General features: G+C 61.9%; 27 protein-coding genes. 9 read left to right on the forward strand and 18 right to left on the reverse strand.

Features of this window, described 5'->3' with window-relative positions; all coding sequences use genetic code 11:
- Positions 1-2: 2 nt before the first annotated feature.
- From glpR to OH705_RS20110, 3 genes are all read right to left on the reverse strand, one after another.
- On the reverse strand, positions 3-758 hold the full coding sequence (glpR, locus tag OH705_RS20100; RefSeq protein ID WP_023629017.1) for a DNA-binding transcriptional repressor GlpR: 756 nt from the start codon (positions 756-758) through the stop codon (positions 3-5).
- Positions 759-871: 113 nt separating this feature from the next.
- Positions 872-2,371 (reverse strand): glycerol kinase GlpK, encoded by a 1,500-nt coding sequence (glpK, locus tag OH705_RS20105; protein WP_046854445.1) that lies wholly within the window; start codon positions 2,369-2,371, stop codon positions 872-874.
- 77 nt (positions 2,372-2,448) lie between these two features.
- Positions 2,449-3,300, reverse strand: coding sequence for an MIP/aquaporin family protein (locus OH705_RS20110; RefSeq protein WP_267302837.1), 852 nt, complete (start codon positions 3,298-3,300; stop codon positions 2,449-2,451).
- A 305-nt stretch (positions 3,301-3,605) separates the two neighbouring features.
- Between OH705_RS20110 and ybaK the strand changes: the two genes are divergently transcribed.
- Positions 3,606-4,076, forward strand: a complete 471-nt coding sequence (gene ybaK, locus OH705_RS20115; RefSeq protein ID WP_023629020.1) for a Cys-tRNA(Pro) deacylase — start codon at positions 3,606-3,608, stop codon at positions 4,074-4,076.
- Between the two features lie 98 nt (positions 4,077-4,174).
- Positions 4,175-4,954, forward strand: coding sequence for a PhzF family phenazine biosynthesis protein (locus OH705_RS20120; RefSeq protein WP_038706665.1), 780 nt, complete (start codon positions 4,175-4,177; stop codon positions 4,952-4,954).
- 85 nt (positions 4,955-5,039) lie between these two features.
- Here the strand turns inward: OH705_RS20120 and OH705_RS20125 are convergent, their stop codons facing one another.
- A complete protein-coding gene (locus OH705_RS20125) occupies positions 5,040-6,149 on the reverse strand; it encodes an ABC transporter ATP-binding protein (protein ID WP_023629021.1) in 1,110 nt (369 codons plus the stop codon).
- Positions 6,146-7,066 carry an ornithine carbamoyltransferase gene (gene argF / locus OH705_RS20130; protein ID WP_038706664.1) on the reverse strand — a complete coding sequence of 307 codons (921 nt, stop codon included), beginning with the start codon at positions 7,064-7,066 and terminating at the stop codon, positions 6,146-6,148. The genes OH705_RS20125 and argF overlap by 4 nt, the downstream gene beginning before the upstream one ends.
- A 364-nt stretch (positions 7,067-7,430) precedes the next feature.
- On the opposite strand from argF, the gene OH705_RS20135 reads away from it, so the two are divergent.
- Positions 7,431-9,539 carry a molybdopterin oxidoreductase family protein gene (locus OH705_RS20135; protein ID WP_267302838.1) on the forward strand — a complete coding sequence of 703 codons (2,109 nt, stop codon included), beginning with the start codon at positions 7,431-7,433 and terminating at the stop codon, positions 9,537-9,539.
- Between the two features lie 91 nt (positions 9,540-9,630).
- Positions 9,631-9,966 carry a Grx4 family monothiol glutaredoxin gene (gene grxD, locus OH705_RS20140; protein WP_031314504.1) on the forward strand — a complete coding sequence of 112 codons (336 nt, stop codon included), beginning with the start codon at positions 9,631-9,633 and terminating at the stop codon, positions 9,964-9,966.
- Between the two features lie 70 nt (positions 9,967-10,036).
- Here the strand turns inward: grxD and bfr are convergent, their stop codons facing one another.
- Both bfr and OH705_RS20150 read right to left on the reverse strand, forming a co-directional pair.
- The gene (gene bfr / locus OH705_RS20145; RefSeq protein WP_023629026.1) at positions 10,037-10,510 is read right to left on the reverse strand and encodes a bacterioferritin; all 474 of its coding nucleotides are present in this window, start codon (positions 10,508-10,510) and stop codon (positions 10,037-10,039) included.
- 201 nt (positions 10,511-10,711) lie between these two features.
- Positions 10,712-10,933 carry a bacterioferritin-associated ferredoxin gene (locus OH705_RS20150; protein ID WP_038706663.1) on the reverse strand — a complete coding sequence of 74 codons (222 nt, stop codon included), beginning with the start codon at positions 10,931-10,933 and terminating at the stop codon, positions 10,712-10,714.
- Between the two features lie 213 nt (positions 10,934-11,146).
- On the opposite strand from OH705_RS20150, the gene OH705_RS20155 reads away from it, so the two are divergent.
- Positions 11,147-11,749: a peroxiredoxin gene (locus OH705_RS20155; protein WP_023629028.1), complete on the forward strand. Its 603-nt coding sequence runs from the start codon at positions 11,147-11,149 to the stop codon at positions 11,747-11,749.
- A 134-nt stretch (positions 11,750-11,883) separates the two neighbouring features.
- Here OH705_RS20155 and rnt read toward each other — a convergent pair whose 3' ends face one another.
- Together rnt and pyrC are read right to left on the reverse strand one after the other, a co-directional pair.
- Positions 11,884-12,495, reverse strand: coding sequence for a ribonuclease T (gene rnt / locus OH705_RS20160; RefSeq protein ID WP_236661015.1), 612 nt, complete (start codon positions 12,493-12,495; stop codon positions 11,884-11,886).
- A 59-nt stretch (positions 12,496-12,554) separates the two neighbouring features.
- Complete coding sequence (gene pyrC / locus OH705_RS20165) at positions 12,555-13,601, reverse strand: dihydroorotase (RefSeq protein WP_038706662.1); 1,047 nt, start codon at positions 13,599-13,601, stop codon at positions 12,555-12,557.
- Positions 13,602-13,731: 130 nt separating this feature from the next.
- On the opposite strand from pyrC, the gene OH705_RS20170 reads away from it, so the two are divergent.
- Both OH705_RS20170 and OH705_RS20175 read left to right on the forward strand, forming a co-directional pair.
- A complete protein-coding gene (locus tag OH705_RS20170) occupies positions 13,732-14,712 on the forward strand; it encodes a flagellar protein MotY (RefSeq protein WP_094012396.1) in 981 nt (326 codons plus the stop codon).
- Between the two features lie 128 nt (positions 14,713-14,840).
- Positions 14,841-16,058, forward strand: coding sequence for an argininosuccinate synthase (locus tag OH705_RS20175; RefSeq protein WP_023630754.1), 1,218 nt, complete (start codon positions 14,841-14,843; stop codon positions 16,056-16,058).
- 44 nt (positions 16,059-16,102) lie between these two features.
- On the opposite strand, the gene OH705_RS20180 is transcribed toward OH705_RS20175, so the two are convergent.
- The gene (locus tag OH705_RS20180) at positions 16,103-16,564 is read right to left on the reverse strand and encodes a hypothetical protein (RefSeq protein WP_023630755.1); all 462 of its coding nucleotides are present in this window, start codon (positions 16,562-16,564) and stop codon (positions 16,103-16,105) included.
- A gap of 372 nt (positions 16,565-16,936) precedes the next feature.
- Here OH705_RS20180 and OH705_RS20185 point away from each other — a divergent pair, with 372 nt between their 5' ends.
- Entirely contained in the window at positions 16,937-17,563 is a 627-nt protein-coding gene (locus OH705_RS20185; RefSeq protein WP_023630756.1) for a response regulator transcription factor, read from the forward strand.
- A gap of 46 nt (positions 17,564-17,609) precedes the next feature.
- Here the strand turns inward: OH705_RS20185 and OH705_RS20190 are convergent, their stop codons facing one another.
- From OH705_RS20190 to metG, 7 genes are all read right to left on the reverse strand, one after another.
- Positions 17,610-17,786, reverse strand: a complete 177-nt coding sequence (locus OH705_RS20190) for a PA3496 family putative envelope integrity protein (protein WP_023630757.1) — start codon at positions 17,784-17,786, stop codon at positions 17,610-17,612.
- Positions 17,787-17,890: 104 nt separating this feature from the next.
- The gene (nth, locus tag OH705_RS20195) at positions 17,891-18,529 is read right to left on the reverse strand and encodes an endonuclease III (RefSeq protein WP_046854460.1); all 639 of its coding nucleotides are present in this window, start codon (positions 18,527-18,529) and stop codon (positions 17,891-17,893) included.
- A 4-nt stretch (positions 18,530-18,533) separates the two neighbouring features.
- On the reverse strand, positions 18,534-19,058 hold the full coding sequence (locus OH705_RS20200) for an Rnf-Nqr domain containing protein (protein ID WP_023630759.1): 525 nt from the start codon (positions 19,056-19,058) through the stop codon (positions 18,534-18,536).
- Positions 19,055-19,666 (reverse strand): RnfABCDGE type electron transport complex subunit G, encoded by a 612-nt coding sequence (locus OH705_RS20205; protein ID WP_267302839.1) that lies wholly within the window; start codon positions 19,664-19,666, stop codon positions 19,055-19,057. Before OH705_RS20205 ends, OH705_RS20200 begins: the two co-directional genes overlap by 4 nt.
- On the reverse strand, positions 19,663-20,634 hold the full coding sequence (locus OH705_RS20210) for an RnfABCDGE type electron transport complex subunit D (protein WP_023630761.1): 972 nt from the start codon (positions 20,632-20,634) through the stop codon (positions 19,663-19,665). Before OH705_RS20210 ends, OH705_RS20205 begins: the two co-directional genes overlap by 4 nt.
- 78 nt (positions 20,635-20,712) lie before the next feature.
- On the reverse strand, positions 20,713-21,261 hold the full coding sequence (locus OH705_RS20215) for an Rnf-Nqr domain containing protein (RefSeq protein ID WP_023630762.1): 549 nt from the start codon (positions 21,259-21,261) through the stop codon (positions 20,713-20,715).
- Between the two features lie 101 nt (positions 21,262-21,362).
- Positions 21,363-23,405, reverse strand: a complete 2,043-nt coding sequence (gene metG / locus OH705_RS20220; protein ID WP_038706660.1) for a methionine--tRNA ligase — start codon at positions 23,403-23,405, stop codon at positions 21,363-21,365.
- A gap of 158 nt (positions 23,406-23,563) precedes the next feature.
- On the opposite strand from metG, the gene apbC reads away from it, so the two are divergent.
- Positions 23,564-24,658, forward strand: a complete 1,095-nt coding sequence (apbC, locus tag OH705_RS20225) for an iron-sulfur cluster carrier protein ApbC (protein WP_023630763.1) — start codon at positions 23,564-23,566, stop codon at positions 24,656-24,658.
- A 122-nt stretch (positions 24,659-24,780) separates the two neighbouring features.
- Here the strand turns inward: apbC and OH705_RS20230 are convergent, their stop codons facing one another.
- Positions 24,781-24,990 carry a cold-shock protein gene (locus tag OH705_RS20230; RefSeq protein ID WP_012273869.1) on the reverse strand — a complete coding sequence of 70 codons (210 nt, stop codon included), beginning with the start codon at positions 24,988-24,990 and terminating at the stop codon, positions 24,781-24,783.
- Positions 24,991-25,232 lie beyond the last annotated feature (242 nt).

Genomic DNA, 25,232 nt, shown 5'->3' on the forward strand with positions numbered 1-25,232 from the left:
TCTCAAACCACGTCGAGGCGAATCTTGTACTGGTTGAGCAACTGGGTCAGGGCCGGGGAAGGTGCCTGGTCGGTCACCAGGCAGTCGACCAGGCTGATCGAGCCCAGGCGAACCATGGCATTGCGCCCGAACTTGCTTGAGTCCGCCGCCAGCAGCACCTGGCGGGCATTGGCGATGATGGCCTGGGATACCCGTACTTCCTGGTAGTCGAAGTCCAGCAGGCTACCGTCCTCGTCAATGCCGCTGATGCCGACCACGGCGAAATCGACCTTGAACTGATTAATGAAGTCGACGCTTGCCTGGCCAACCACGCCACCGTCGCGGCGTACCGTGCCGCCGGCCACCAGCACTTCGAAATCGTCCTTGGCCGCCAGGATCGCCGCCACGTGCAGGTTGTTGGTGATGACTTTCAGGTGATTGTGGTTGAGCAGGGCGCGGGCGATGGATTCGGTGGTGGTGCCGATGTTGATGAACAGCGAGGCATGGTCGGGAATCTGCCGGGCCACGGCGTCGGCGATGCGTTGCTTCTCGTCGCGCATCTGGTCTGCGCGCATGGCGTAGGCGGTGTTCTCGATGCTCGAGTCGTAAGCGGCCCCACCATGGTAGCGGCGCAGCAGGTTGGCTTCGGCGAGCTGGTTGATATCGCGGCGGATGGTCTGTGGGGTGACGACGAACAGCTGCGCCATTTCCTCGATGCTGACATAGCCGCGTTCGCGGACGAGCTCGAGAATTTGTTGTTGGCGTGGGGGCAGATTCATGGGCGGTCCTTTGGGGCAGCCGGACAAATTCTGCAATGATGCCGCAGGAAGGGGATGGCGACCAGTAGGCCGTTGCTCAGTCGGGGCCGCGCAGCGGCCCCGACTTCATAGCTTCAGGCGTCGTGATCTTCCCAGTCGCGGGTGCGATCCACGGCCTTGCGCCAGCCCTTGTACAGCTTCTCCTTGGCCGCTTCGTCCAACTGCGGGCTGAACTCGCGCTCGATGATCGCCTTGTCGCGCAGCTCGTCCAGGCCGCTCCAGAAACCGCAGGCCAGGCCCGCCAGGTAGGCTGCGCCCAGTGCTGTGGTTTCGCGCATTTTCGGACGCTCGACGCAGGTGCCGAGAATGTCGGCCTGGAACTGCATGAGGAAGTTGTTGGCTACCGCGCCACCGTCCACGCGCAGTTCGGACAGGCGCTGGCCGCAGTCCTGCTGCATGGCGTCGAGCACGTCGCGGGTCTGGTAGGCGATCGACTCGAGGGCGGCACGGATGATGTGGTCGACCTTGACGCCACGGGTCAGGCCGAACAGCGCGCCCCGGGCGTACGGGTCCCAGTAGGGCGCGCCCAGGCCGGTGAAGGCTGGCACTAGGTAGACGCCGTTGCTGTCCTTGACCTTGCTGGCGAAGTACTCGGTGTCGTAGGCGTCGTTGACGATCTTCAGTTCGTCGCGCAGCCACTGCACGGTGGAGCCACCGTTGAAGACCGCGCCCTCAAGGGCGTAGGCCACTTCGCCACGCGGGCCGCAGGCGATGGTGGTGAGCAGGCCGTGGGACGATTGCACCGCCTTGTCGCCGGTGTTCATCAGCAGGAAGCAGCCCGTGCCGTAGGTGTTCTTGGCCTGGCCGGGCTCCACGCACATCTGGCCGAACAGCGCCGATTGCTGGTCACCGGCGATACCGGCGATGGCAATTCCGCTCTTGGTGTGGCCATAGACTTCGGACGACGGGCGAACCTCGGGCAGCATCTGGCTTGGGATGCCGAGGATATCGAGGAGCTTTTCGTCCCATTGCAGGCTGTGGATGTTGAACATCAGCGTGCGCGAGGCGTTGGTGTAGTCGGTGACATGCACCTTGCCGCCGGAGAATTTCCAGATCAGCCAGGTATCGATGGTGCCGAACAGCAGCTCGCCACGCTCGGCGCGTTCGCGCACGCCCTCGACGTTATCGAGGATCCACTTGAGCTTGGTGCCGGAGAAGTACGGGTCGGTGACCAGGCCGGTTGCCTCGCGGATATATTGCTCATGGCCGTCGCGCTTGAGCTGAGCGCAGATCTCGGTGCTGCGCCGGCATTGCCAGACGATGGCGTTGTACACCGGGCGCCCGGTTTCCTTGTCCCAGACGACGGTGGTCTCGCGCTGGTTGGTGATGCCGATGGCGGCGACCTGGGCGTGGCTGATGCCGGCCTGGGCCAGGGCCTCGACCATGGTCGCGCTCTGGGTGGCGAAGATTTCCATCGGGTCGTGCTCGACCCAGCCCGCCTGTGGGTAGTGCTGGGCGAATTCACGCTGCGAGGTGCCCACCACGTTGGCGTCGCGATCGAAGATGATGGCGCGCGAACTGGTGGTGCCCTGGTCCAGGGCGATGATGTAGTTCTTGTCCAGGGTATCGGTCATGTCGGTGGCCTTGCACGAATAGGGGGTAGTTCAGGGCGTGGCGGGCGCCGGGTGTCAGCCCGGGCCCGGCGTTGGCATCAGGAAACCTGGGTGTCGCCCTGAGGATTATCGTCTGTCTGTTGAGCCGCGGCTTGTGTCGTCGGCAAATTGCGGGCGATCAGCCCGCGGTACAGGGCCGCGCCCAGGCTGGCGCCGAGGATCGGCGCGAACACCGGCACCAGGAAATACGGAATATCGCGCCCGCCGGTGAAGGCAACTTCGCCCCAGCCGGCCAGGAAGGTCATCAGTTTAGGCCCGAAATCGCGCGCCGGGTTCATCGCAAACCCGGTCAGCGGGCCCATTGCGCTGCCGATCACGGCGATCAGCAGGCCGATCAGCAGGGGCGCGGTGGCGCCACGGGGCAGGCCGTTGTTGTCGTCGGTCAGGGCCATGATCACGGCCATCAGAATGGCGGTGATGATCACTTCGACCAGGAACGCCTGGCCGGTGGATAGCGCCGGGTGCGGATAGGTGGAGAACACCGAGGCCAGTTCGAGGCTGGCCTGGCTGCCGCGCAACATGGCGTGGCTTTGTTCGAAATCGAAGAACAGATTGCTGTACAGGAAGTACACCAACGCGGCGCCGCAGAATGCGCCGCACACCTGGGCGAGCATGTAGAACGGTAGCTTGCGCTTGTCGAAGCCGGCGAACACGGCCAGCGCGATGCTGACCGCCGGGTTCAGGTGCGCGCCGGACACACCGGCAGTGAGGTAGATCGCCATGCTCACGCCGACCCCCCAGATGATGCTTATTTCCCACAGGCCGAAGCTGGCCCCGGCGACCTTGAGCGCGGCAACACAGCCGGTACCGAAGAAGATGAGTAGGGCAGTGCCGAGGAATTCCGCCAGGCACTGGGCGGAAAGCGTGGGTTGTCGTAGAGCATTCGTCATGTATGACCTCGGTTCTTGTTGTTGTGAGGCGCTGGGCGCTCGACAGCAAAAAGCCCGGAGTCGATCCCCATTGACGCCGGGCGGGTACAGGAGGCGCACCTTATAGGTGCACCATTTATTCATAAACGAAAAAATATAGACAAGAAACGCTGATGTCAAAGGTCGAAAATGAACGTTCAGCCACATTCTGACTACCGTGCCGCGCGGTGAACCCACGGCCGCTGCTCTAGCCTGGGTCCTGCGCTGGCTGCCCCGGCGGATTTACCCTAAAGTACCGGGCGACTTGTGATCGCCTGGAGCCGTTGATGACCCCCGCCCTGGACCTATTGAAAAAGGCGCGTGCCGAACACCGCGTGCACAGCTACGAACATGATCCGAAATCCGCATCGTACGGTCTGGAGGCTGCGGAAAAGCTCGGCCTTGACCCATTGCGCGTGTTCAAGACGCTGCTCGCCAGCAGCGAAAAAGGTGAGCTGCTGGTGGCAGTGGTGCCGGTGGGTGGAACGCTCGATCTGAAGGCATTGGCCCATGCGGCCGGCGTGAAGAAATGCGAAATGGCCGACCCCCAGGCTGCCCAGCGCGCCACGGGCTACCTGGTTGGCGGGATCAGCCCGCTGGGACAAAAGAAGCGCCTGCGCACTTTCATCGATCAATCCGCGCAACAACATGAAACGATTCATGTTAGCGCTGGCCGCCGCGGCCTGGAGGTGGAACTCGCCGCAGCAGTGCTCGCTGCCCATACCCAGGCACAGTTCGCCGAGATCGGCCGTGGCTGATCATCTGTACTGATTCAAATTCCACGACTCTGTCACTGTTCGGTCCAGACGCCTTGCTCCATGCTCGTGGCCTTTGCGCCCTACACAGGAGTCGTGGCATGCAACTGCATTTTCACCAGGTCGATGCGTTCAGTGACCGGCCCTTCGCCGGCAATCCGGCCATGGTCTACCACCTGGAACAGTGGCTCGACGATGCGCTGATGCAGCAGATCGCCGCCGAGCACAACCTCGCCGAAACTGCGTTCGTGGTCGCTGAAGGAGAGGGCTACCGGATTCGCTGGTTCACCCCCGCAACCGAAGTGCCGCTGTGCGGTCATGCCACCCTCGCCAGTGCCCATGTTCTGTTCGAGGTCTATGGTGAGCAGAAGCCTCGTCTGGACTTTCAAAGCCTGTCCGGTCCATTGAGCGTGGCGCGTGAAGGGGGCCGCCTGTGGCTCGATTTCCCGCGCATTGATCCTCAGCCCATGGCTGAGTCGGTGGCCGTGGCCGAGGCGCTGGGGTGCGAGGTACAGGAGGTTTACCAGACCAAGGAGCTGCTGGTTGTACTGGCTTCTGAGCAAGCCGTGCGTGCCTGCGCGCCAGACATGGTGGCGTTGGCAAGACTGCCGGGTTTGGGCGTAATCGTAACGGCGCCTGGTGAAGAGCACGATTTCGTGTCGCGCTATTTTGCACCGAGTATTGGAATCCCCGAGGATCCTGTCACCGGTTCGATTCACTGCTCGCTCATTCCTTACTGGGCGGCACGCCTTGGCAGGTCGCAATTGCACGCGTTCCAGCTCTCCGCACGTGGTGGGGAGCTGTTCTGCCGACTGCAGGGGCAGCGGGTGAAGATTGGTGGGCAGGCCCGGTTGGTAGCCTCTGGCACCTTGGTGCTGTGATTCAAGCCGTTCGCGAAGCAAGTCCGCTTCCGCACCGTTGTAGCGGTATGCAAAAGCGTGCATGCCCCATAATGCTTGTCAAATCCTACAGCGCCGAGCTGATGCGCCGCACACCGCTCTCCTGGCGCGTCAGCTGCGCGGCAACGCTGCCGGGCACCGCGAACAACACCAGGTGTTCGGCCGCCACTGCAATACCGACCTGTTGGCCGAGCGGGTGGTCGTTGTGGCTGGGGAAGATCGCTTCAAGCTGGCTGCCGGTGGGAAGCTGCAGGCGGTACAAGGTTGAAGCGCCAAGGAAACTCTTGCCGATTATCTGCGCTCGCAACGTGCTGTCTGGAGCGTGGATGATGTCGTCAGGGCGCAGCAACACGTCCACCGAACTGCCGGGTGCCATGGTGTAGGCTCGGTTGCCGCGAAGCTCGCCGAGTTCGGTGCTTACTGCTTCGTGGCTGCTCATCTGGCCACGAATGAAGTAGCCCTGGCCGATGAAGCTGGCGACGAACGGGGTCTGCGGTTCGTGGTAGAGGTTGTAGGGCGTGTCCCACTGCTCCAGGCGCCCCTCCTTGAACACCCCTACGTGATCGCTGACGGCAAAGGCTTCTTCCTGGTCGTGGGTGACCAGGATGGCGCTGGTGCCTCGGCTCTTGAGAATATCACGGACCTCATGGCTCAAGCGTCGGCGCAGCTCCACGTCGAGGTTGGAGAACGGCTCGTCAAGCAACAGCAACTGTGGCTCCGGCGCAAGCGCCCGGGCCAGTGCCACGCGTTGCTGCTGGCCACCCGACAGTTCGTGCGGGTAACGCCCGCCGAGGCCGGCCAGCTTGACTAGTTCGAGCATCTCCTCGACCACCATAGCCTGGCGCGGATGCTTGGCGATGCCGAAGGCGATGTTCTGTGCGACGGTCAGATGGGGAAACAGTGCGTAGTCCTGGAACACCATGCCGATCCGGCGTTTCTCTGGAGCCAGGGTAAAGCCGGCGCGGGAGATGACCTCGCCTCCCAGCTGGATCTCGCCCTCGTGCACCGGCTCGAACCCTGCGATGGCGCGCAGCGTGGTGGTCTTGCCGCAACCGGACGACCCTAGCAGGCAACCGATGTCGCCCGCGTTGAGGTGCAGGTTGAGGTTCTGGACGATGCGCTGCGCGCCATAGCCGCAGGCCAGGTTGCGCAGGTTGAGCAGTAGCTGTTGACTCATGCGTGGTGGTAAGCCGGTTCTACAAGAAATTCCAGAAGGGCCTTCTGCGCATGCAGGCGGTTCTCAGCTTCGTCCCAGGCGACCGAGCGGGGGTCATCGAGCAGGTCCTGGCTGATTTCCTCGCCACGGTGGGCGGGCAGGCAATGCATGAACAGGGCGTCGGGTGCCGCCAGGTCGAGCAGTTCGCGGGTGACCTGGTAAGGCGCGAAATGCGCCAGGCGGCGTGCAGTTTCCTCTTCCTGGCCCATGGAAGTCCAGACATCCGTGGTTACCAGGTGGGCGCCGCGCACGGCTTCCTTCGGATCACGGATGATCTGCACGCGGTCGCCGCCCAATTGCAGGAAGCGCGGATCGGGCTCGTAGCCTTCAGGGCAAGTGATGCGCAATTGGAAATCGAACTGCACGGCAGCTTCGATATAGGAGTTGCACATGTTGAAGCCGTCGCCGACCCAGGCCACGGTCTTGCCCTGGATCGCGCCACGGTGCTCGAAGAAGGTCTGCATGTCTGCCAGCAACTGGCAGGGGTGCGATTCGTCGGACAGGCCATTGATGACCGGCACCTTCGAATTGGCGGCGAATTCGGTGAGCGTGCTGTGGGCGTGCGTGCGGATCATGACCACATCCACCATGCTCGACAGCACGATGGCGCTGTCGGCGATCGGCTCGCCGCGGCCCAGCTGGGTGTCGCGCGGCGACAGGAAGATCGCCTGGCCGCCAAGCTGGATCATGCCCGCTTCGAACGATACCCGGGTACGGGTCGAGGATTTCTCGAAGATCATCCCCAGCACGCGGTTCTTCAACGGCTCGAACAGCACGCCTCGTTTACGCAGGTCCTTCAGCTCGATGCCGCGACGGATCACGCCGAGCAATTCGTCAGCGGTGAAATCCAGCAGGGAGAGAAAGTGCCTAGCGCTCATGATTGACTACCTTATCTGCAACGTTTTGCAGGTCGACCGTATGGGTTTTGTTGACAACGGGAGTGACCTGCGGCGTAAGCCGCACGGGGCGGACGGAATAGGGAAAGGCGCAATACTATAATTAAATGTCGCCTTAAACCAAGAGGGGAAACAGCGCCTCTGTGTCAAAGGGTGTCGTAAGCCTTTGGCGAGCAGCTGTTTTTTATTTGCTACAGAGGTTGTACACGGCTTACCTCGATTTTGGCAAATTCATCGTCGCGAATCGTCGGCCTGATGTCGCCCGATTCATGCGGCGAAGCGCGCTGGCAAGCCCGGTTGGTGCGGCGCATAGTCGAACCTCCAGAACAACAAGGCAGAGGCGGCCATGACCAAGACCCTGCATCACCGAGCCTGTCACCTGTGCGAGGCCATTTGTGGCCTGAACATCGAAATCACCCATGAGGCAGAGGGACCGCCGCGGATCAGCTCGATCAAGGGTGATCCGCAGGATCCGTTCAGCCGCGGCCACATCTGCCCCAAGGCGGTCGCCCTGCAGGATATCCAGGAAGACCCCGACCGCCTGCGCCAGCCTCATCGGCGCATCGGTGACCAGTGGCAGGCGATCGGCTGGGACGAGGCCTTCGCCTTCGCCGCAGAGCGGCTGTGGGCGGTGCAGCAAGCCCATGGACGTAACGCAGTGGCGGTCTACCAGGGCAACCCCAGCGTGCACAACTATGGTTTGATGACCCACAGCAACTACTTCCTCGGCCTGCTCAAGACCCGCAACCGCTTCTCGGCCACCTCGGTGGACCAGCTGCCGCAGCACCTGACCAGCCACCTGATGTACGGCCATGGCCTGTTGTTGCCTATTCCGGACATTGACCACACGCAGTTCATGCTGATTCTTGGCGGCAATCCCCTGGCTTCCAATGGCAGCATCATGACCGTCCCCGATGTGGAAAAACGCCTGAAGGCACTCAAGGCCAGGGGCGGGCAGTTGGTGGTGGTGGATCCGCGGCGCAGCGAGACGGCGTTACTGGCCGATCGGCACCTGTTCATTCGCCCCGGTGGCGACGCAGCGCTGTTGTGTGGTCTGTTGCATACCCTGTTCGCCGAGGGCCTGGCCCGTGGTTCGCACCTGCCGATCAATGGCCTGCAGCAGGTGCGCGAGGCGATCCTGCCGTTCGATGCCGCCAGCATGAGCGCGTTGTGCGGCATCCCGGCCGAGGAAATCCGCCGATTGGCGCGGGACTTCGCCGCCGCCGACAAAGCGGTGTGCTATGGCCGGATGGGGGTATCGACCCAGGCCTTCGGCTCGTTGTGCCACTGGCTGGTGCAATTGATCAACCTGGTCACCGGCAACCTCGATCGGGTTGGCGGTGCGTTATGCACCGAGCCGGCGGTCGATCTGGTCGCCAGCACCTCGGGTGGCCACTTCGACCAGTGGCGCAGCCGCGTCTCGGGGTTGCCCGAATATGCTGGTGAGCTACCGGTCTCGGCCTTGGCCGAGGAGATCCTCGAGCCCGGTGACGGGCAGGTACGGGCATTGGTGACCGTGGCCGGCAACCCGGTGCTGTCCACGCCCAACGGGCGGCGCCTGGACGAGGCTTTGGCCGGCCTGGAGTTCATGCTCAGCATCGACCTCTACATCAACGAAACCACGCGTCATGCTGACCTGATCCTGCCCTCCACCTCGGCGCTGGAGAATGACCACTACGATTCCACCTTCAACTTGCTGGCGGTACGCAACGTCACCCGCTTCAACCGGGCGATCCTGCCCAAACCGGAGGGGGCGCTGCATGACTGGGAGATTTTCGTAGGCCTGGCCGAAGCCTTTGCCCAGCGTGCGCAGGTCGAGCTCAAGGCGACCCTGCCACCGGCACGAATGATCGACTTTGCCTTGCGCAAGGGCCCTTATGGTGACGACTCGTCCTGGAAGCTTTCCCTGCAGATGCTCGATGAGCACCCCCACGGCCTGGATCTAGGGCCGCTGGGTGCCAACCTGGCGGTACGCTTGCGCACGGCTGGCGGCAAAGTCGAAGCCGCACCGGCGGTACTGCTCGGTGACCTGCAGCGTCTGGCCCGGCAGGCAGCGCCGACGGCAGGCCAGTTGTTGCTGATCGGCCGCCGTCACGTGCGCAGCAACAATTCCTGGATGCACAACTATCATCGGCTGGTCAAAGGCAAACCGCGGCATCATCTGCTGATGCATCCGGATGATCTGCTCCACCGCCAGTTGCAAGACGGGCAGATGGTGCGGATCCGCTCACGCACGGGCGTGATCGAAGTGCCTGTCCAAGCTAGCGAGGAGATGATGCCAGGGGTGGTCAGCCTGCCCCATGGCTACGGTCACGGGCGCCAGGGCGCGCGCTTGCAGGTGGCCGGTGCACAGCCGGGCGTGAGTGCCAATGACCTGACCGACGAGCACTTGCGTGATGGCGTATCCGGCAACGCCGCCCTCAATGGCGTACCTGTACAAGTGGAGGCCGCCTGAGCATCGGCAAGGCCGAGCACGCCGCTCGGCTTTCCGATACAATGCGTCACCGTGCCGACGACCCAGTCGGAAAGTTCAGCCGAGGTGCTTCATGGATATCATCGATACAATCAAAGAGCAGATCGCCAACAACACCATTCTGCTTTACATGAAAGGTTCGCCGAATGCCCCGCAGTGCGGCTTCTCGGCCAAGGCTTCGCAAGCCGTGATGGGGTGTGGCGAGAAGTTCGCTTATGTCGACATCCTGCAGAACCCGGAAATCCGCGCCAACCTGCCCAAGTACGCCAACTGGCCTACCTTCCCGCAACTTTGGGTGGCGGGTGAACTGGTCGGCGGCAGCGACATCATGATCGAGATGTTCGAAAATGGTGAACTGCAGACCCTGATCAAGGATGCGGCCGCCAAGGCCAAGGCTTCCGAAGCCTGATTCCGGCGTTCCTTGCCAGGATGCAAAAGCCCCGCAATAGCGGGGCTTTTTGTTGTCGTCGGTCTTGCAGTTACTCTTCGCCCATCTGCGACTGCAGGTAGTTCTCGATAGTGATCTTGTCGATCAGGCCCAGTTGAGTCTCCAGCCAGTCGATGTGCTCTTCCTGGTCCTCGAGGATGTCCTCGAGCACGTCGCGCGAACCGAAGTCGCCAGCGGTTTCGCAATGGGCGATGGCGGCTTTCAGGTCGACGTGAGCCTTTTTCTCGAGCTTCAGGTCGCACTCGAGCATCTCTTTGGTGTGCTCGCCAATCATGAGCTTGCCCAGGTCCTGGACGTTGGGAATACCTTCGAGAAAGAGGATGCGCTTGATCAGCTTGTCTGCATCCTTCATCGCCTGGATGGACTCTTTGTACTCGAGTTTGCCGATCCGATTCAGGCCCCAATCTTCGTACATGCGCGCATGCAGGAAGTACTGGTTGATTGCGACCAGCTCGTTTCCGAGGACCTTGTTGAGATGCTGGATGACGCTTACGTCGCCTTTCATGATGGGGTCTGACCTGTAGAAGTTGAGCCAATGCAAACAAGTTTGAGCCTCGCAACTATCTGTGTCAAACCTAAGTGATTGAATAATAAATGAAAATTAATCGGAATAAGAATGTTTGTGAACCGCGTTCGAGCGCTAACTTATTGAATTGCAGGCATAAAAAAACCGGACACTAGGTCCGGTTCTTCGAATTTGGGGGAATTACGCCGCGTTGAATTCAACGGGGTAGGGCAGGGCGGCCTGCTGGCTCAGTTGCAGCTCGGTGAGGGTTTCGCGTACCACCTGCTTGGCGAGGCATGCGCATTTGCCGCATTGGCTGGCAACACTGGTGGCGGCTCGAACTTCCTTGTAGCTGCAGCATCCTTCGTAGATCGCATCGCGGATCTGTCCGTCGGTGACACCGACACAAAGACACACATACATAAAGGCTGACCATCGCAGGTTGATTCGATGGGTTGGAGAGTAATAGTAATGAGAATGGTTGTCAAAACACTTTGTGTAAGGCCCGCGCCAGAGCGACCGATGGTAGAGATTCGGCCTGTCACGCAAAGCTGTGTATGATGGTCAGCCTTTGTTGGATCCGGGGGAACGCGTTCCGCCCGGACAAGGTTTTCCCCCCTCATCAGGAGAGATCGAATGAGCGTACTCGTTGGCAAACAAGCCCCGGACTTCACCGTTCCAGCCGTGCTGGGCAACGGCGAAATCGTCGACAGCTTCAACCTGGCCTCGGCCATCAAGGGCAAGTATGGCCTGGTGTTCTTCTACCCGCTGGACTTCACCTTCGTCTGCCCGTCCGAGCTGATCGCTCTGGACAACCGCATCCCTGACTTCCAGGCGCGCAACGTTGAAGTGATCGGCGTGTCGATCGACTCGCACTTCACCCACAACGCCTGGCGCAATACCCCGGTCAACAATGGCGGCATCGGCCAGGTCAAGTACACCCTGGCGGCTGACATGACCCACGAAATCTGCAAGGCCTACGACGTCGAGTCCGAAGGCGGTGTTGCCTTCCGTGGCGCCTTCCTGATCGACACCAATGGTGTTGTCCGCTCGCAGATCGTCAACGACCTGCCGCTGGGCCGCAACATGGACGAGCTGCTGCGCTTGGTCGACGCCCTGCAATTCCACGAAGAGCACGGCGAAGTCTGCCCGGCCAACTGGAAGAAAGGCGACAAGGGCATGAACGCTTCGCCGGAAGGCGTCGCGGCTTACCTGAGCGAGAACGCTGGCAAGCTGTAATTTGCCAAGTGCATAAAAAACCGGCCCTGGTGGCCGGTTTTTTTTGCCTCAAGTTTCAAGCTGCAAGCTACAAGCGAAAAGCACGGCGCATGCAGACAGCTCTTTCTTGTCGCTTGAAGCTTGTGGCTCGCAGCTCAATCGTCGAAATCGCGCCAGCCGCCCATCTCTTTCCAGCGATTGACGATGCCGCAGAACAGCTCTGCAGTCTTCTCGGTGTCGTAACGCGCCGAATGCGCCTCACGGCCGTCGAAGTCGATGTCCGCGCTCTGGCAAGCTCGGGCCAGCACGGTCTGGCCGTAGGCGAGGCCGGCGAGGGTGGCGGTGTCGAAGCTGGAGAACGGGTGGAACGGGTTGCGCTTGATATCGTTGCGCGCCACCGCAGCATTGAGGAAACCCAGGTCGAAGCTGCTGTTGTGCCCCACCAGGATCGCCCGCTTGCAGCCATTGGCTTTCAGCGCCTTGCGCACGCCGCGGAAAATATCTGTCAGCGCGCTTTCCTCGCTCACCGCCATGCGCAGCGGGTGATCAAGCTTGATGCCGGTGAACTCCAGCGCGGCGGCCTCGATATTGGCTCCCTCGAACGGTTCGACCCGATGGAAGTAGGTGTGCTCGGGGAACAGGAAGCCCTTTTCATCCATGCCGATGGTGACGGCGGCAATCTCCAGCAGCGCGTCGGTAGCGCTGTTGAAGCCACCTGTCTCGACATCCACCACCACAGGCAGGTAGCCGCGGAAACGCTCGGCCATCGGATGGCGCGAGCCGCTGCTGACCTGGCTGTCCTGGTCGTCTTCGTAAAGATCTTCGCTCACGCGTGGTCCTCCTGCAGGCGCCAGCGCAGTGTTTCACCAGCGCGCAGGGGAATGACGGTGGTGTCACCGAAGGGCAGGCTGTCCGGCGCGGTCCATTGCTCACGCACCAGGGTGATGGTGTCGGTATTGCGCGCCAGGCCGTAGAAATCAGGGCCATGCTTGCTGGCGAAGCCTTCGAGCTTGTCCAGGGCGTTACGCTGCTCGAACGCCTCGGCATACAACTCGATGGCGGCATAGGCGGTATAGCAGCCGGCGCAGCCGCAGGCGGCTTCCTTGGCATGCTTGGCGTGAGGCGCCGAGTCGGTACCGAGGAAGAACTTCGGGTTGCCGCTGGTCGCGGCATCCAGCAACGCAACCTGGTGGGTGTTGCGCTTGAGGATCGGCAGGCAATAGAAATGCGGGCGGATACCGCCGACCAACATGTGGTTGCGGTTGTACAGCAGGTGCTGGGCGGTGATGGTGGCACCGACATTGGCCGGCGCCTCGGTGACGAACTGCGCGGCGTCGCTGGTGGTGATGTGTTCGAACACCACTTTCAGGGTCGGGAAACGCTCGACCAGGCGGCGCATGTGCTCGTCGATGAAGCGCTTCTCGCGGTCGAACACGTCGATCTCACTGCGCGTTACCTCACCGTGCACCAGCAAGGGCATGCCGGTTTCGGCCAGTGCCTCGATTGCCGGCAGGATGTTGTCGATGCTGGTCACGCCCGAATCGGAGTTGGTGGTCGCGCCGGCCGGGTACAGCTTGGCGGCGTACACGATCCCGCTGGCCTTCGCGGCGCGGATGTCTTCCGGGCTGGTGCGGTCGGTAAGATACAGCACCATCAGTGGCTCGAAGCGGCTGCCGGCGGGGCGTGCGGCAAGGATGCGCTGGCGGTAGGCGTCGGCCTCGCCGGCGTTGCGCACCGGCGGAACCAGGTTGGGCATGATGATGGCGCGGGCGAAGGTGCGCGCCACGTCACCAACGGTGTGAGGCAGGACGGCACCATCGCGCAGATGGATGTGCCAGTCGTCGGGGCGCAGGAGGGTCAGGCGATCGGACATTGGAGATTCCAGGCGGGTCGAACTCAGAAGCCAATGCTACCGGAAAACCCCTGTTCGAGCACGGCTATCAAGTTTTCCGACAGGCGTCCGATAGCATTCAGGTAAGCCGTCAGAATCAGTGGAGCCGACCGTGCGCCAGCGTTACCTAGCCCTGTTCACCCTTGTCGCCAGCCTGCCGGCCGGGGCCATGACCTTCCAGACCCGCGTGGAGAACGTCGCCTGGAAAGTCGAGGGTGACCAGTTCGAATGTCGCCTGATCCAGCCGATCGACGGTTTCGGCAGCGGCGAGTTCGTGCGCCGTGCCGGCGAACAACCGACGTTCCAGCTACGTTCGGACAGCAATGTCCTCGGCGCAGGGTCAGCCACCTTGCTGGCCGCCGCGGCCCCCTGGCAGCCAGGGCGGGGCGATATCAACCTCGGTGCGGTGCACATGGCCCGCACTGGCGTGTTGTTCACCTCCAGCCAAGGGCAAGCCAGCCGCCTGATCAATGGCCTGCTCGATGGGCGCAGCACGGTGGTGCGCAACTACCGCGGCGAGGGTGGCCGGCCGATGCAAGTGCAGGTAATGCCCGTCAGCTTCGCCAAGGCCTACAGCGACTACCAACTGTGCGCCGCCAAGCTGCTGCCGATGAACTATGACCAGATCCGCCAGACCCAGGTTGGTTTCCCCGGAGGCGGGATCGAACTGGACAGCTCGGCGCGTGCGCGCCTGGATGTGCTGCTCGATTATTTGAAGGCCGATCCGACGGTCAATCACATCGAGCTCAACGGCCACTCCGACAACAGCGGCAACCGCCTGACCAACCGCGACACCTCGCGTCGACGGGCGTTGGCGGTTGCCGACTACCTCAAGGCCCATGGCGTGCCGGAAGAGCAGATCACCGTGCGCTTCCACGGCGAGCGCTATCCGCTGGCCAAGAATAACTCTGCCGCCAATCGGGCGCGTAACCGCCGGGTGAACATCCAGCTCGAGCGCGTGACACCGGTCGAGAAACCGCTGGAGAAACCGGCGCCACCGGTTGCGCCGGCGGCCCCGGCACCCGCGGCTACCTCACCTGCGCCTGCGACGCCTGCGGCCGCTTCCGCCCAGCCCGCTCCAGCGAAATCCTGAGTGCGACAGCGGGTCGCGCTGTCGACAATTCCTGTCGCTTTGTCGTCACAAGCTGTCGCCCCATTGTAAATTTTTCGGCAAGGCCGGTAGAATCACCGGCTTTCCGTACAACCCCGTGGAGTGATGGCATGGCGGACGTAAAAAAGGTCGTATTGGCGTATTCCGGCGGCCTTGATACTTCGGTGATTCTCAAGTGGCTGCAGGACACCTACAACTGTGAAGTGGTGACCTTCACCGCTGACCTCGGCCAGGGCGAGGAGGTCGAGCCGGCCCGCGCCAAGGCCCAGGCGATGGGCGTGAAAGAAATCTACATCGACGACCTGCGCGAAGAGTTCGTGCGTGATTTCGTCTTCCCGATGTTCCGCGCCAACACCGTCTACGAAGGCGAGTACCTGCTCGGTACTTCCATCGCCCGCCCGCTGATCGCCAAGCGCCTGATCGAAATCGCCAACGAAACCGGCGCCGACGCCATTTCCCACGGTGCCACCGGCAAGGGCAACGACCAGGTACGTTTCGAACTGGGCGCCTATGCGCTCAAGCCTGGCGTCAAGGTCATCGCGCCATGGCGTGAGTGGGACCTGCTGTCCCGCGAGAAGCTGATGGACTACGCCGAGAAGCATGGCATTCCGATCGAGCGCCACGGCAAGAAGAAGTCGCCGTACTCGATGGACGCCAACCTGCTGCACATCTCCTACGAAGGCGGTGTCCTGGAAGATACCTGGACCGAGCACGAGGAAGACATGTGGAAATGGAGCGTCTCTCCGGAGAACGCCCCGGACCAGGCCACCTACATCGAACTGACCTACCGCAACGGTGACATCGTCGCCATCGACGGCGTCGAGAAGACCCCGGCCACCGTGCTGGCCGACCTCAACCGCATTGGCGGCGCCAATGGCATCGGTCGCCTGGACATCGTCGAGAACCGCTATGTCGGCATGAAGTCGCGCGGTTGTTACGAGACCCCGGGCGGCACCATCATGCTCAAGGCTCACCGCGCCATCGAGTCGATCACCCTGGATCGCGAAGTCGCTCACCTGAAGGATGAGCTGATGCCCAAGTACGCCAGCCTGATCTACACCGGCTACTGGTGGAGCCCGGAGCGTCTGATGCTGCAGCAGATGATCGATGCCTCGCAGCTCAACGTGAATGGTGTTGTCCGCCTGAAGCTGTACAAAGGCAATGTCACCGTCGTGGGTCGCAAGTCGGACGATTCGCTGTTCGATGCCAACATCGCGACCTTCGAGGAAGACGGCGGGGCTTACAATCAGGCTGATGCCGCAGGCTTCATCAAGCTCAATGCATTGCGTATGCGCATCGCGGCCAACAAGGGTCGTTCGCTGCTGTAAGCCGCCTCGAGCATAAGAAAAAACCCGGCCTAGGCCGGGTTTTTTCATGCCTGGGTTTTTGCCTGGGTGGCGGTCGTGGCCTCTTCATCCGGCATGGGCGCGGCTGAGAGATGGATGCAGGTGCGCGTATCCAGGTTATACAGCACCCAGCGTCGTTGTCGCCCGTGCGGGCGGTCGATCATTCGCAGTACATGGGTTTCGATGATCTTCTGACTGTCCGCTCCGGAAATGGCGATGATCATTGCGCCTTTGCTCTCTGCCACAGGTGTGCGTACAGGCTTGCCGGCACTGTTGGCATTGCTGTCTGGTACAAACAGCGAGCGAGTGTTGAAGTTGAGGGTGAGGAAGAACAGTACGGTGAGAAAAAACGGGAAGCCCACCAGGAACCAGGTATACAGGGTCTGGCTGTCTTCGCTGAGGAACGGGAGTGATGCCAGGGCAGACGCTTCGATCACGCCGGCAAAGACAGCGATAAGGGTCAACGGACTGATGGGGTCGCGGTTCATGATGAGGGCCTGGTGATGCTTTGCCCATCTGTAGCGCGTTTTCCCCCGCGGATTAAGCGTGCCTTGTTTCCCTCCCAGGCCACGGCGCAGCTTCAACACCTACCATTTATCCAGTATGTACAGTCGAATTTTCCCGCATGAAGTATGACTCAATATCACTTGGATCCAATTATGCCGACTGTTACTTTCTGATTCGTTGCGACGAACCTCTATCTATTACATTTTGTGAAAGTGGCAGTGTGTAGGAAGAATCTCCATTAATTGTAGGCCGCTTCTTTCGGTGAATTTACCAGGGAAACCGCTGCATAAATAATCGTTATGCTCGGGTGTGGTGGTCTATCGAACTAAAAATAACGTATCAATGGGAATCGCATGAATAAAGTGCTGATCGTGGATGATCACCCGGTCATTCGCCTGGCCGTACGCATGCTGATGGAACGGCATGGCTACGAAGTGGTGGCGGAGAGTGACAATGGTGTAGACGCCCTGCAACTGACGCGGGAGTATCTGCCGGATATTGTCATTCTGGATATCGGGATCCCCAAACTGGATGGGCTGGAAGTGATTGCGCGGATGACGCTGGCGAGCCCCGCGAGCAAGGTACTGGTACTGACTTCCCAGGCCCCTGGGCACTTCTCGATGCGCTGCATGCAAGCGGGTGCAGCAGGTTATGTGTGCAAGCAACAGGAGTTGACCGAGCTGCTCAGTGCCATCAAGGCCGTGCTGTCCGGCTACAGCTATTTCCCCAATCAGGCATTGCACAAGGGGCGCTCGGGTACGGGAGGCGCCACGGAAATGGAGATGGTCGAGCGGCTTTCCGGCCGGGAGATGATGGTGCTGCAACAACTGGCACGAGGCAAAAGCAACAAGGAAATCGCCGACAGCATGTTCCTCAGCAACAAGACGGTCAGTACCTACAAGACGCGCCTGCTCCTCAAGTTGAATGCGCGCTCGTTGGTGGATCTGATCGAACTCGCACAGCGCCATGGGCTGGCCTGACCCCTATTGAAAAAGCCTCCGTTCAGGAGGCTTTTGCACGTTTGCGCTACAGATCGTAGTCAAAGTCGGCCAATTGCTTCTGCAGGCGCCGTTCCTCGAGCATGTTGTCGATGGTGCGGCGCTTGCTAAGGTTGGTCTTGGCCGGTTCGGCCTGCGGCTCCACGTCGTCGTCCGTACTTTGGAAGTCGTCGTCGTTCGCCAGATCTTCTTTATCGGTGCTCATGCGTCACTCCAAGCCAAAGGGCCATTGGCCGTCCTTATAACGGGAATCGCAGAGCGGGTAAAAAAGATTTTTTCAATCGCCTTGTGCTGTTGTCAGCTATTGCTTCAATCGTCCGAGGTCTTGAGCTTGTATTCGCACAGGTCCTCGATTCGGCAGCTGCCACAGCGGGGTTTTCGGGCCTGGCAGACATAGCGGCCATGCAGGATCAGCCAGTGGTGGGCATCGAGCAGATAGTCCTTTGGCACGAACTTGAGCAGTTTCTTTTCGACTTCCAGAACGGTCTTGCCCGGCGCTATACCCGTGCGGTTGCTGACCCGGAATATATGCGTATCGACGGCCATGGCCAGTTGGCGAAAGGCGGTGTTGAGCACTACGTTGGCGGTCTTGCGGCCGACGCCGGGCAGGGCTTCCAGCGCTTCGCGGCTCTGCGGGACTTCACCACCGTGCAGTTCGACCAGCAGGCGACAGGTCTCGATGACATTCCTGGCCTTGCTGTTGTACAGCCCGATGGTCTTGATGTACTCGCTCAGGCCTTCGACACCCAGGGCGTGGATGGCCTGCGGCGTGTTGGCGACCGGAAACAGGCGTGCGGTAGCCTTGTTGACGCCGACGTCCGTCGCCTGGGCCGAGAGGATCACCGCGATCAACAGTTCGAAGGGGGTGGAGTAGGCCAGTTCGGTCTTGGGTTCGGGGTTGTCTTCATGCAGCCTGCGAAAAATCTCCAGGCGTTTGGCGGCATTCATGGGGTCAACGGCTTCCTAGACGGCGTGGTGAGGTGGTCGATGGGCGCAGGTGATTGTACAAGCCCAGCAGCAGGCCGAGCAGTATCAAGGCGCCGGGAGCGAGCGTGGCAATGTGCAGGCCGAGATCGTCGGCGAGCACTTGTCGACAGATACCCAGGGCAAGGCTGGCCACCAAGAGCCCACCCAGGCCGCGGCACAGTTGGCGGTAGCGGTGAGTCTGTGGCAGCAACTGCTCGCAGGCCAGGCAGGGCAGCGCCAGCAAAAGGGGGTAGAGGGCAAGTTGCTCGGCCAAGGGCAGGGCCCACGCCCGCAGCCCCAGGTGCAGACAGGTTACCAAGGTGGCGGTCAGTAAAGCGCTCGCCCACAGGCTGGCGCCTTGGGCAAGGTGGCTACGCAGTGGTGCCATCAGCGCCTGATGCAGGCCTGTCAGCAGGCAGGCGCAAAGGCTGATGGCGATAGCCTGGACAATGGTCCGGGTCGCGCCGAGCAACGGTGCCAGGCTGATCATCACTAGCCAGAACCTGCTCATGGGCGCGCCTCGTCGAGCAGTGCCTGGCGGTGGTCGTCGAAGTAGCGCAGCGCATCCTGGATCGCCTCGATGGCTGCCCTGGAAGTTACCGTCGCCCCGGCCAGCTGATCGAACGCGCCCTGGTCACGCTTGATCGCCCAGGCCTGCTCCGGGGTGCCTTCGTGTGCCCGGCCGATGAACTGGTCGAGCCAGTGACGGGCAGGGTCTGCCAGTTGGTCGCCCAGGCCGGGGCTTTCCTGTTGCTCAAGTACACGCATGCCTGCCAGGCGACCGTGGGTGTCGATGGCGATGACCATTTCGATGGCGCCGCCATAGCCCTGGAACCTGTTGTGCAGCAGGATGGCGGTAGGGCTGCCGCCTAGCGTGGCACGGTAACCGGCGAGCAGGCGGCTGTGGCGCAGGCTGGTATCTGCCAGGGCCAAGGGTGTCTGCAAGGGGTGGTTGTCGTAGCTGCCCGGCGGCAGCACCGCCAGCCATTGCCGTTCCTGCCATTGGCGCGATGCTTGTGCAATCGGTTCGGCAGTGAAGCGTTGCCAGGCCAGTGTCGTGGCGACGGCCAGGAGTGCCAGCAGCAGAAGGCAGGCAGCGCTGCGCCAACGGGCATTCACAGGCAGGCCTCTTGGCGGCGTTGCGCCCAGCGATCCAGGGACGGTGCGGCAAGGTTCATCAGCAAGATCGCGAATGCCGTGCCGTCGGCAAAGCTGCCCCACGTACGGATCAGGTAGATCAGCATGCCGGCGCCGGCACCGAACAGCAGGCGGGCCAATGGCTGTCGGCAACCGGATACTGGCTCGGTGGCGATGAAGAACGCGGCCAGCATGGTCGAGCCCGACAGCAGGTGCAGCAATGGTGAGCCATTGGAGTCGGAGCCGGAGCCATTCCAACCCACCAGGCTGAACAGGAACAAGGCGCCGAGCAGGCCGACCGGCGCATGCCAGCCGAAGACCTTGCGTTGCATCAGGAACAACCCGCCGAGCAGAAAGGCGAGGTTGACCCATTCGCTTGCACGTCCACCGAGGTGGCCAAAGGCCGAATGGCTGGCAAACAGTTCGTCGATGGTCAGGCTGCGGTTGTGGCGCAGTACGTCGAGCACCGTGGGGCTGGCCCAGGCATCGATGCGATCGCCGGTACCCAGGCTCAGGTTCAGGCTCTCAAGCAATCCGGGTGCTTGGGCGGGCCAGTGGTTCATTTGCAGGGGGAAGCTCAGCAGTACGAACACGTAGCCCGCCATGGCCGGGTTGAACAGGTTGCGTCCCACTCCACCGAAGGCCTGTTTGCCCAGGCCAATGGCGACACAGGCTGCAATTACCGGCAACCACCAGGGTGCCTGAATGGGCAGGGCCGCAGCCAGCAGAACGGCGGTGACCAGCGCGCTGCCATCGCCCAGGGCCGAGGCCACCGGCAGCTTGCGCCAGCTCAGCAGCACGGCCTCGGTGGCCAGCGCCGCGCAACTGCTCAGCAGCAGGTTGATCAGCACGCCCCAGCCATGCAGCCAGAACAGCGCGAGCAGCCCCGGGATACAGGCCAGCAGCACCAGTTGCATGGCGCTGCGCAGGCGCGGATCAGATGGCGGCATGGGGCGGCAGTTCCTCGAAGTAGTGTCGGGCGGCGTTTTGAAATGCCGGCAGCAAGACGCCGGTGTTAAGAGTCAGGCTCATTGTGCGAAGAGCCCATTGAGTCCCGAAAAAGCCATGGCCATAAGCCCGGCACCGATCAGTTGGATAGGCAGGCCGCGTAATGCCGTGGGTACCTCGGCTTGGCGGCTGCGCATGTCCAGGTCCGCATACAACATCAGCGCGAGCCAGAAGCCCAAAGCGGTAACAAGTGGCCACGCCAGCAGGCGCCAGCCGTACATTTCGGCATTGGACAGTTGCACCAGCAAGCCTAGCACCACGGCATTAGCGCTCAGCAGACTCGGCAGGCCTTGTGTTGGCCAGTCTGGCCGCAGGCGTTGCAGCAGGTTCGGCAGCGCCCAGGCCAACGCCGCCAGCAGCGGCAGGAAGAGCAACAACTGCAGGTCCTGCAACTGTGATGGCACGAGCAGTTGCTGGTAGATCCATGCCCCGACTGGCAGTGCCAGGAGGATCAGCAGTGCGCTGCACAGCCCCAGCGCATGCAGGCGCGCTCGCTCGCCCGGTTCTGCCTGCAGGACCAGGTGATTGACCAGCGCGGCGCTGACCAGGACCAGAACGTAGTCACTCATGGGGATGCCGACGGCGGGAGGATGGCGCCATTATCCGGCAGCGGGTGGCAGATGCAAATGCCCCGGTCAGGTGGCCGGGGCATGGTAGTTACTTAAGGCGGTTACTTGATGCGCTGGCCTGGCTTGGCACCGCTGTCAGGGCTGAGCAGGTAGATTTCCTCGCCGCCCGGACCGGCTGCCATGACCATGCCCTCGGAAACGCCGAAGCGCATCTTCCGTGGCTTGAGGTTGGCCACCATCATGGTCAGACGGCCTTCCAGCTGGGACGGATCCGGGTAGGCCGACTTGATACCCGAGAACACATTGCGACGCTCGTCACCGATGTCCAGGGTCAATTGCAGCAGCTTGTCTGCACCCGGCACGGCTTCGGCCTTGACGATCAGCGCCACGCGCAGGTCGACTGCGGCGAAGGTGTCGAACTCGATTTCGGCCGACAGCGGGTCCTTGGCCAGCTCGCCATTGCCCGCCGGGGCGGTCTTGGCCTCGGCGGCCAGCAGGTCTTCCTTGCTGGCGGCGATCATGGCTTCGACCTTGGCCGGTTCGATGCGGCTCATCAGCGCCTTGAACGGGTTGAGCTGGTGGTTTTCCAGGCGCGACTGGTGGTCGTTCCAGGTCAGCGGCGCGACATTGAGGAAGGCCTCGGCATCGGCGGCCAGCACCGGCAATACCGGCTTGAGGTAGATCACCAGTTGGCGGAACAGGTTGATGCCCTGTGCGCAGATGGCCTGTACCTCGTCCTGCTTGCCTTCCTGCTTGGCCAGCGACCACGGGGCCTTGTCGGCGATCCAGGCGTTGGCACGGTCGGCCAGGGCCATGATCTCGCGCATGGCGCGCCCGAAATCGCGGGCTTCATAGGCCTCGGCAATCGACGGGGCTGCCGCGAGGAAGGCTTCGGTCAGCTCTGGCGCGGCGTCACCGGCGACCATTACGCCGTCATTGCCCTTGTGGATGAAACCGGCGCAGCGGCTGGCGATATTGACCACCTTGCCGACCAGGTCGGAATTGACCTTTTGCACGAAGTCTTCGAGGTTCAGGTCGAGGTCGTCGACACCGCGGCCCAGTTTGGCGGCGTAGTAGTAGCGCAGGTACTCCGGCTGCAGATGGTCGAGGTAGGTGCGCGCCTTGATGAAGGTCCCGCGCGACTTGGACATCTTCGCGCCGTTGACGGTCAGGTAGCCGTGCACGTTGACCGCGGTCGGCTTGCGCAGGCCCGCGCCTTCGAGCATGGCCGGCCAGAACAGGGCGTGGAAGTTGACGATGTCCTTGCCGATGAAGTGATACAGCTCGGCCGTGGAGTCTTCTTTCCAGAACGCGTCGAAGTCCAGTTCCGGTCGGCGCGCGCAGAGGTTCTTGAAGCTGGCCATGTAGCCGATCGGCGCGTCCAGCCAGACATAAAAGTACTTGCCTGGCTCGCCCGGGATCTCGAAACCGAAGTACGGAGCGTCGCGGGAGATGTCCCATTCCTGCAGGCCGGAGTCCAGCCACTCGGCGAGCTTGTTGGCCACGGCGTCCTGCAGGGTACCGCTGCGGGTCCACTGTTGCAGCATGGCCTGGAAGTCGGGCAGCTTGAAGAAGAAGTGCTGGGAATCACGCAGTACCGGGGTAGCGCCGGAGATGGCCGACTTGGGATTCTTCAGCTCGGTCGGGGCGTAGGTGGCGCCGCATTTTTCGCAGTTGTCGCCGTATTGGTCCTCGGCTGCGCACTTGGGGCAGGTGCCCTTGATGAAGCGGTCGGCGAGGAACATGCCCTTTTCAGGGTCGAAATACTGGGTGACCGAACGGGTGGCGATATGCCCGGCATCGCGCAGGCGCGTGTAGATCAGGCTCGACAGCTCGCGGTTCTCCTCGCTGTGCGTGGAGTGGTAGTTGTCGAAATCGACCAGGAAGTCGGCGAAGTCGGCGCTGTGCTCGGCCTGGACGTTGGCGATCAGTTGCTCGGGCGTGATGCCTTCCTTTTCAGCACGCAGCATGATGGCCGAACCGTGGGCATCATCGGCACAGACATAGATGCACTGGTTGCCGCGCAGCTTCTGGAAGCGCACCCACATGTCCGTCTGGATGTACTCGAGCATGTGGCCAAGGTGGATCGATCCATTGGCATAGGGCAGGGCGCTGGTGACGAGAATCTGACGTGGCTCGGACATGGTGGCTCGGCTACTTATCTGGCTACGGGGTAAAAATGAGGGTGATCGGCCACTATAAAGGGCTGGCGAATATATTTCACCCCAACAACGCATCCGCTGACGATTGACGGGTTAGCATAGGCGCCTGTTCCGTATTCCGTTTGCCAATGGGAGCCTCCATGAGTGCCGTTACCCGTGCCGCCGTTGAAGGCGTGCTTCGCCAGTACACCGACCCCTACCTGAACCAGGACCCGGTCAGCGCCGGTTGCGTGCGCGCCATCGAAATCCAGGGTGGGCAAGTCAATGTGCAGTTGCAGTTGGGCTATGCCGCCGGGCTGTTCAAGGGCGGCTGGGCGCAGGTACTGCAGACCGCCATCGAGAACCTCGACGGTGTGACTTCGGCCTCGGTCGGCATTGACTGTGTGATCGCTACGCACAAGGCCCAGGCTCAGGTGCCGGCCATGGCCAACGTCAAGAACATCGTCGCCGTGGCCTCGGGCAAGGGCGGGGTCGGCAAGTCGACTACCGCTGCCAACCTGGCCCTGGCCCTGGCCCGCGAGGGGGCGCGGGTGGGCATACTCGATGCCGACATCTATGGCCCCAGCCAGGGTGTGATGTTCGGCATCCCCGAGGGTACACGCCCACAGGTGCGCGAGCAGAAGTGGTTCGTGCCGATCAAGGCCCATGGTGTCGAGGTCATGTCCATGGCCTTCCTCACCGACGACAACACGCCCATGGTCTGGCGTGGCCCGATGGTCTCGGGCGCGTTGTTGCAACTGGTGACGCAGACCGCCTGGGACGACCTCGATTACCTGGTGATCGACATGCCGCCAGGCACCGGCGATATCCAGCTCACCCTGGCGCAGAAGGTGCCGGTGGCGGGCTCCGTCATCGTCACCACCCCGCAGGATCTGGCGCTGCTGGATGCCAAGAAGGGCGTGGAAATGTTCCGCAAGGTCAACATCCCGGTGCTGGGCGTGGTAGAGAACATGGCGGTGCACATCTGCTCAAACTGCGGCCATGCCGAGCACCTGTTTGGTGAAGGCGGCGGCGAGAAGCTGGCGGCCCAGTACGGTGTCGAACTGCTGGCATCGTTGCCGTTGTCGATGCTTATCCGCGAGCAGGCCGACAGTGGCAAGCCGACCGCGATTGCCGAGCCGGAAAGCCAGATCGCCATGGTCTACCAGGAGCTGGCGCGGCAGGTGGGGGCGCGGATCGTGCTGCAGGAAGCGGCGGCGCCGGCGATGCCGAGCATCACCATCAGCGAGGATTGAGGTTCAGGCAGTCATGTGGGTGCGGGCAAGCTCGCTCCCCCGATCGCTTCTGACCATTCGCTCAGGCACAAAAAAACCCGCCAATGGCGGGTTTTTTTTGAAAGCGAGGAAGCGAGATCGACTTAGGCGATCTGAACTTCTTCAGCCTGCATGCCTTTCTGGCCGCGGGTAGCGACGAAAGTAACAGCCTGGCCTTCTTTCAGGGTTTTGAAGCCGTCAGCTTGGATGGCTTTGAAGTGCACGAACAGGTCGTCACCCGACTGAGGGGTGATGAAGCCGTAGCCTTTCTCATCGTTGAACCACTTGACGGTACCGTTTTGACGGTTGGACATGTTTCTGTCTCCTTGGACAAAGTTGATTACGGTCAGGAAAAACCCTGGCCGGGACTGAGTGCAAAGAGAGCAGAAAATTCAGCGATGGGCCGATGATAATCGTGCATCAAACTAGAGATTCTCGGTGTCACGTGCAGCACAGTGGCGCCACCTTAACCCACTTTCCACGACCTGCCAATGGTCAAGGAGCGCTTTGATGAATTTCGGATCGGCGGCCGGTGCAGGCCCCGTCTGGCGCGGGA

The sequence above is a fragment of the Pseudomonas sp. BJa3 genome, from assembly GCF_026343815.1.
Lineage (GTDB): Bacteria > Pseudomonadota > Gammaproteobacteria > Pseudomonadales > Pseudomonadaceae > Aquipseudomonas > Aquipseudomonas soli.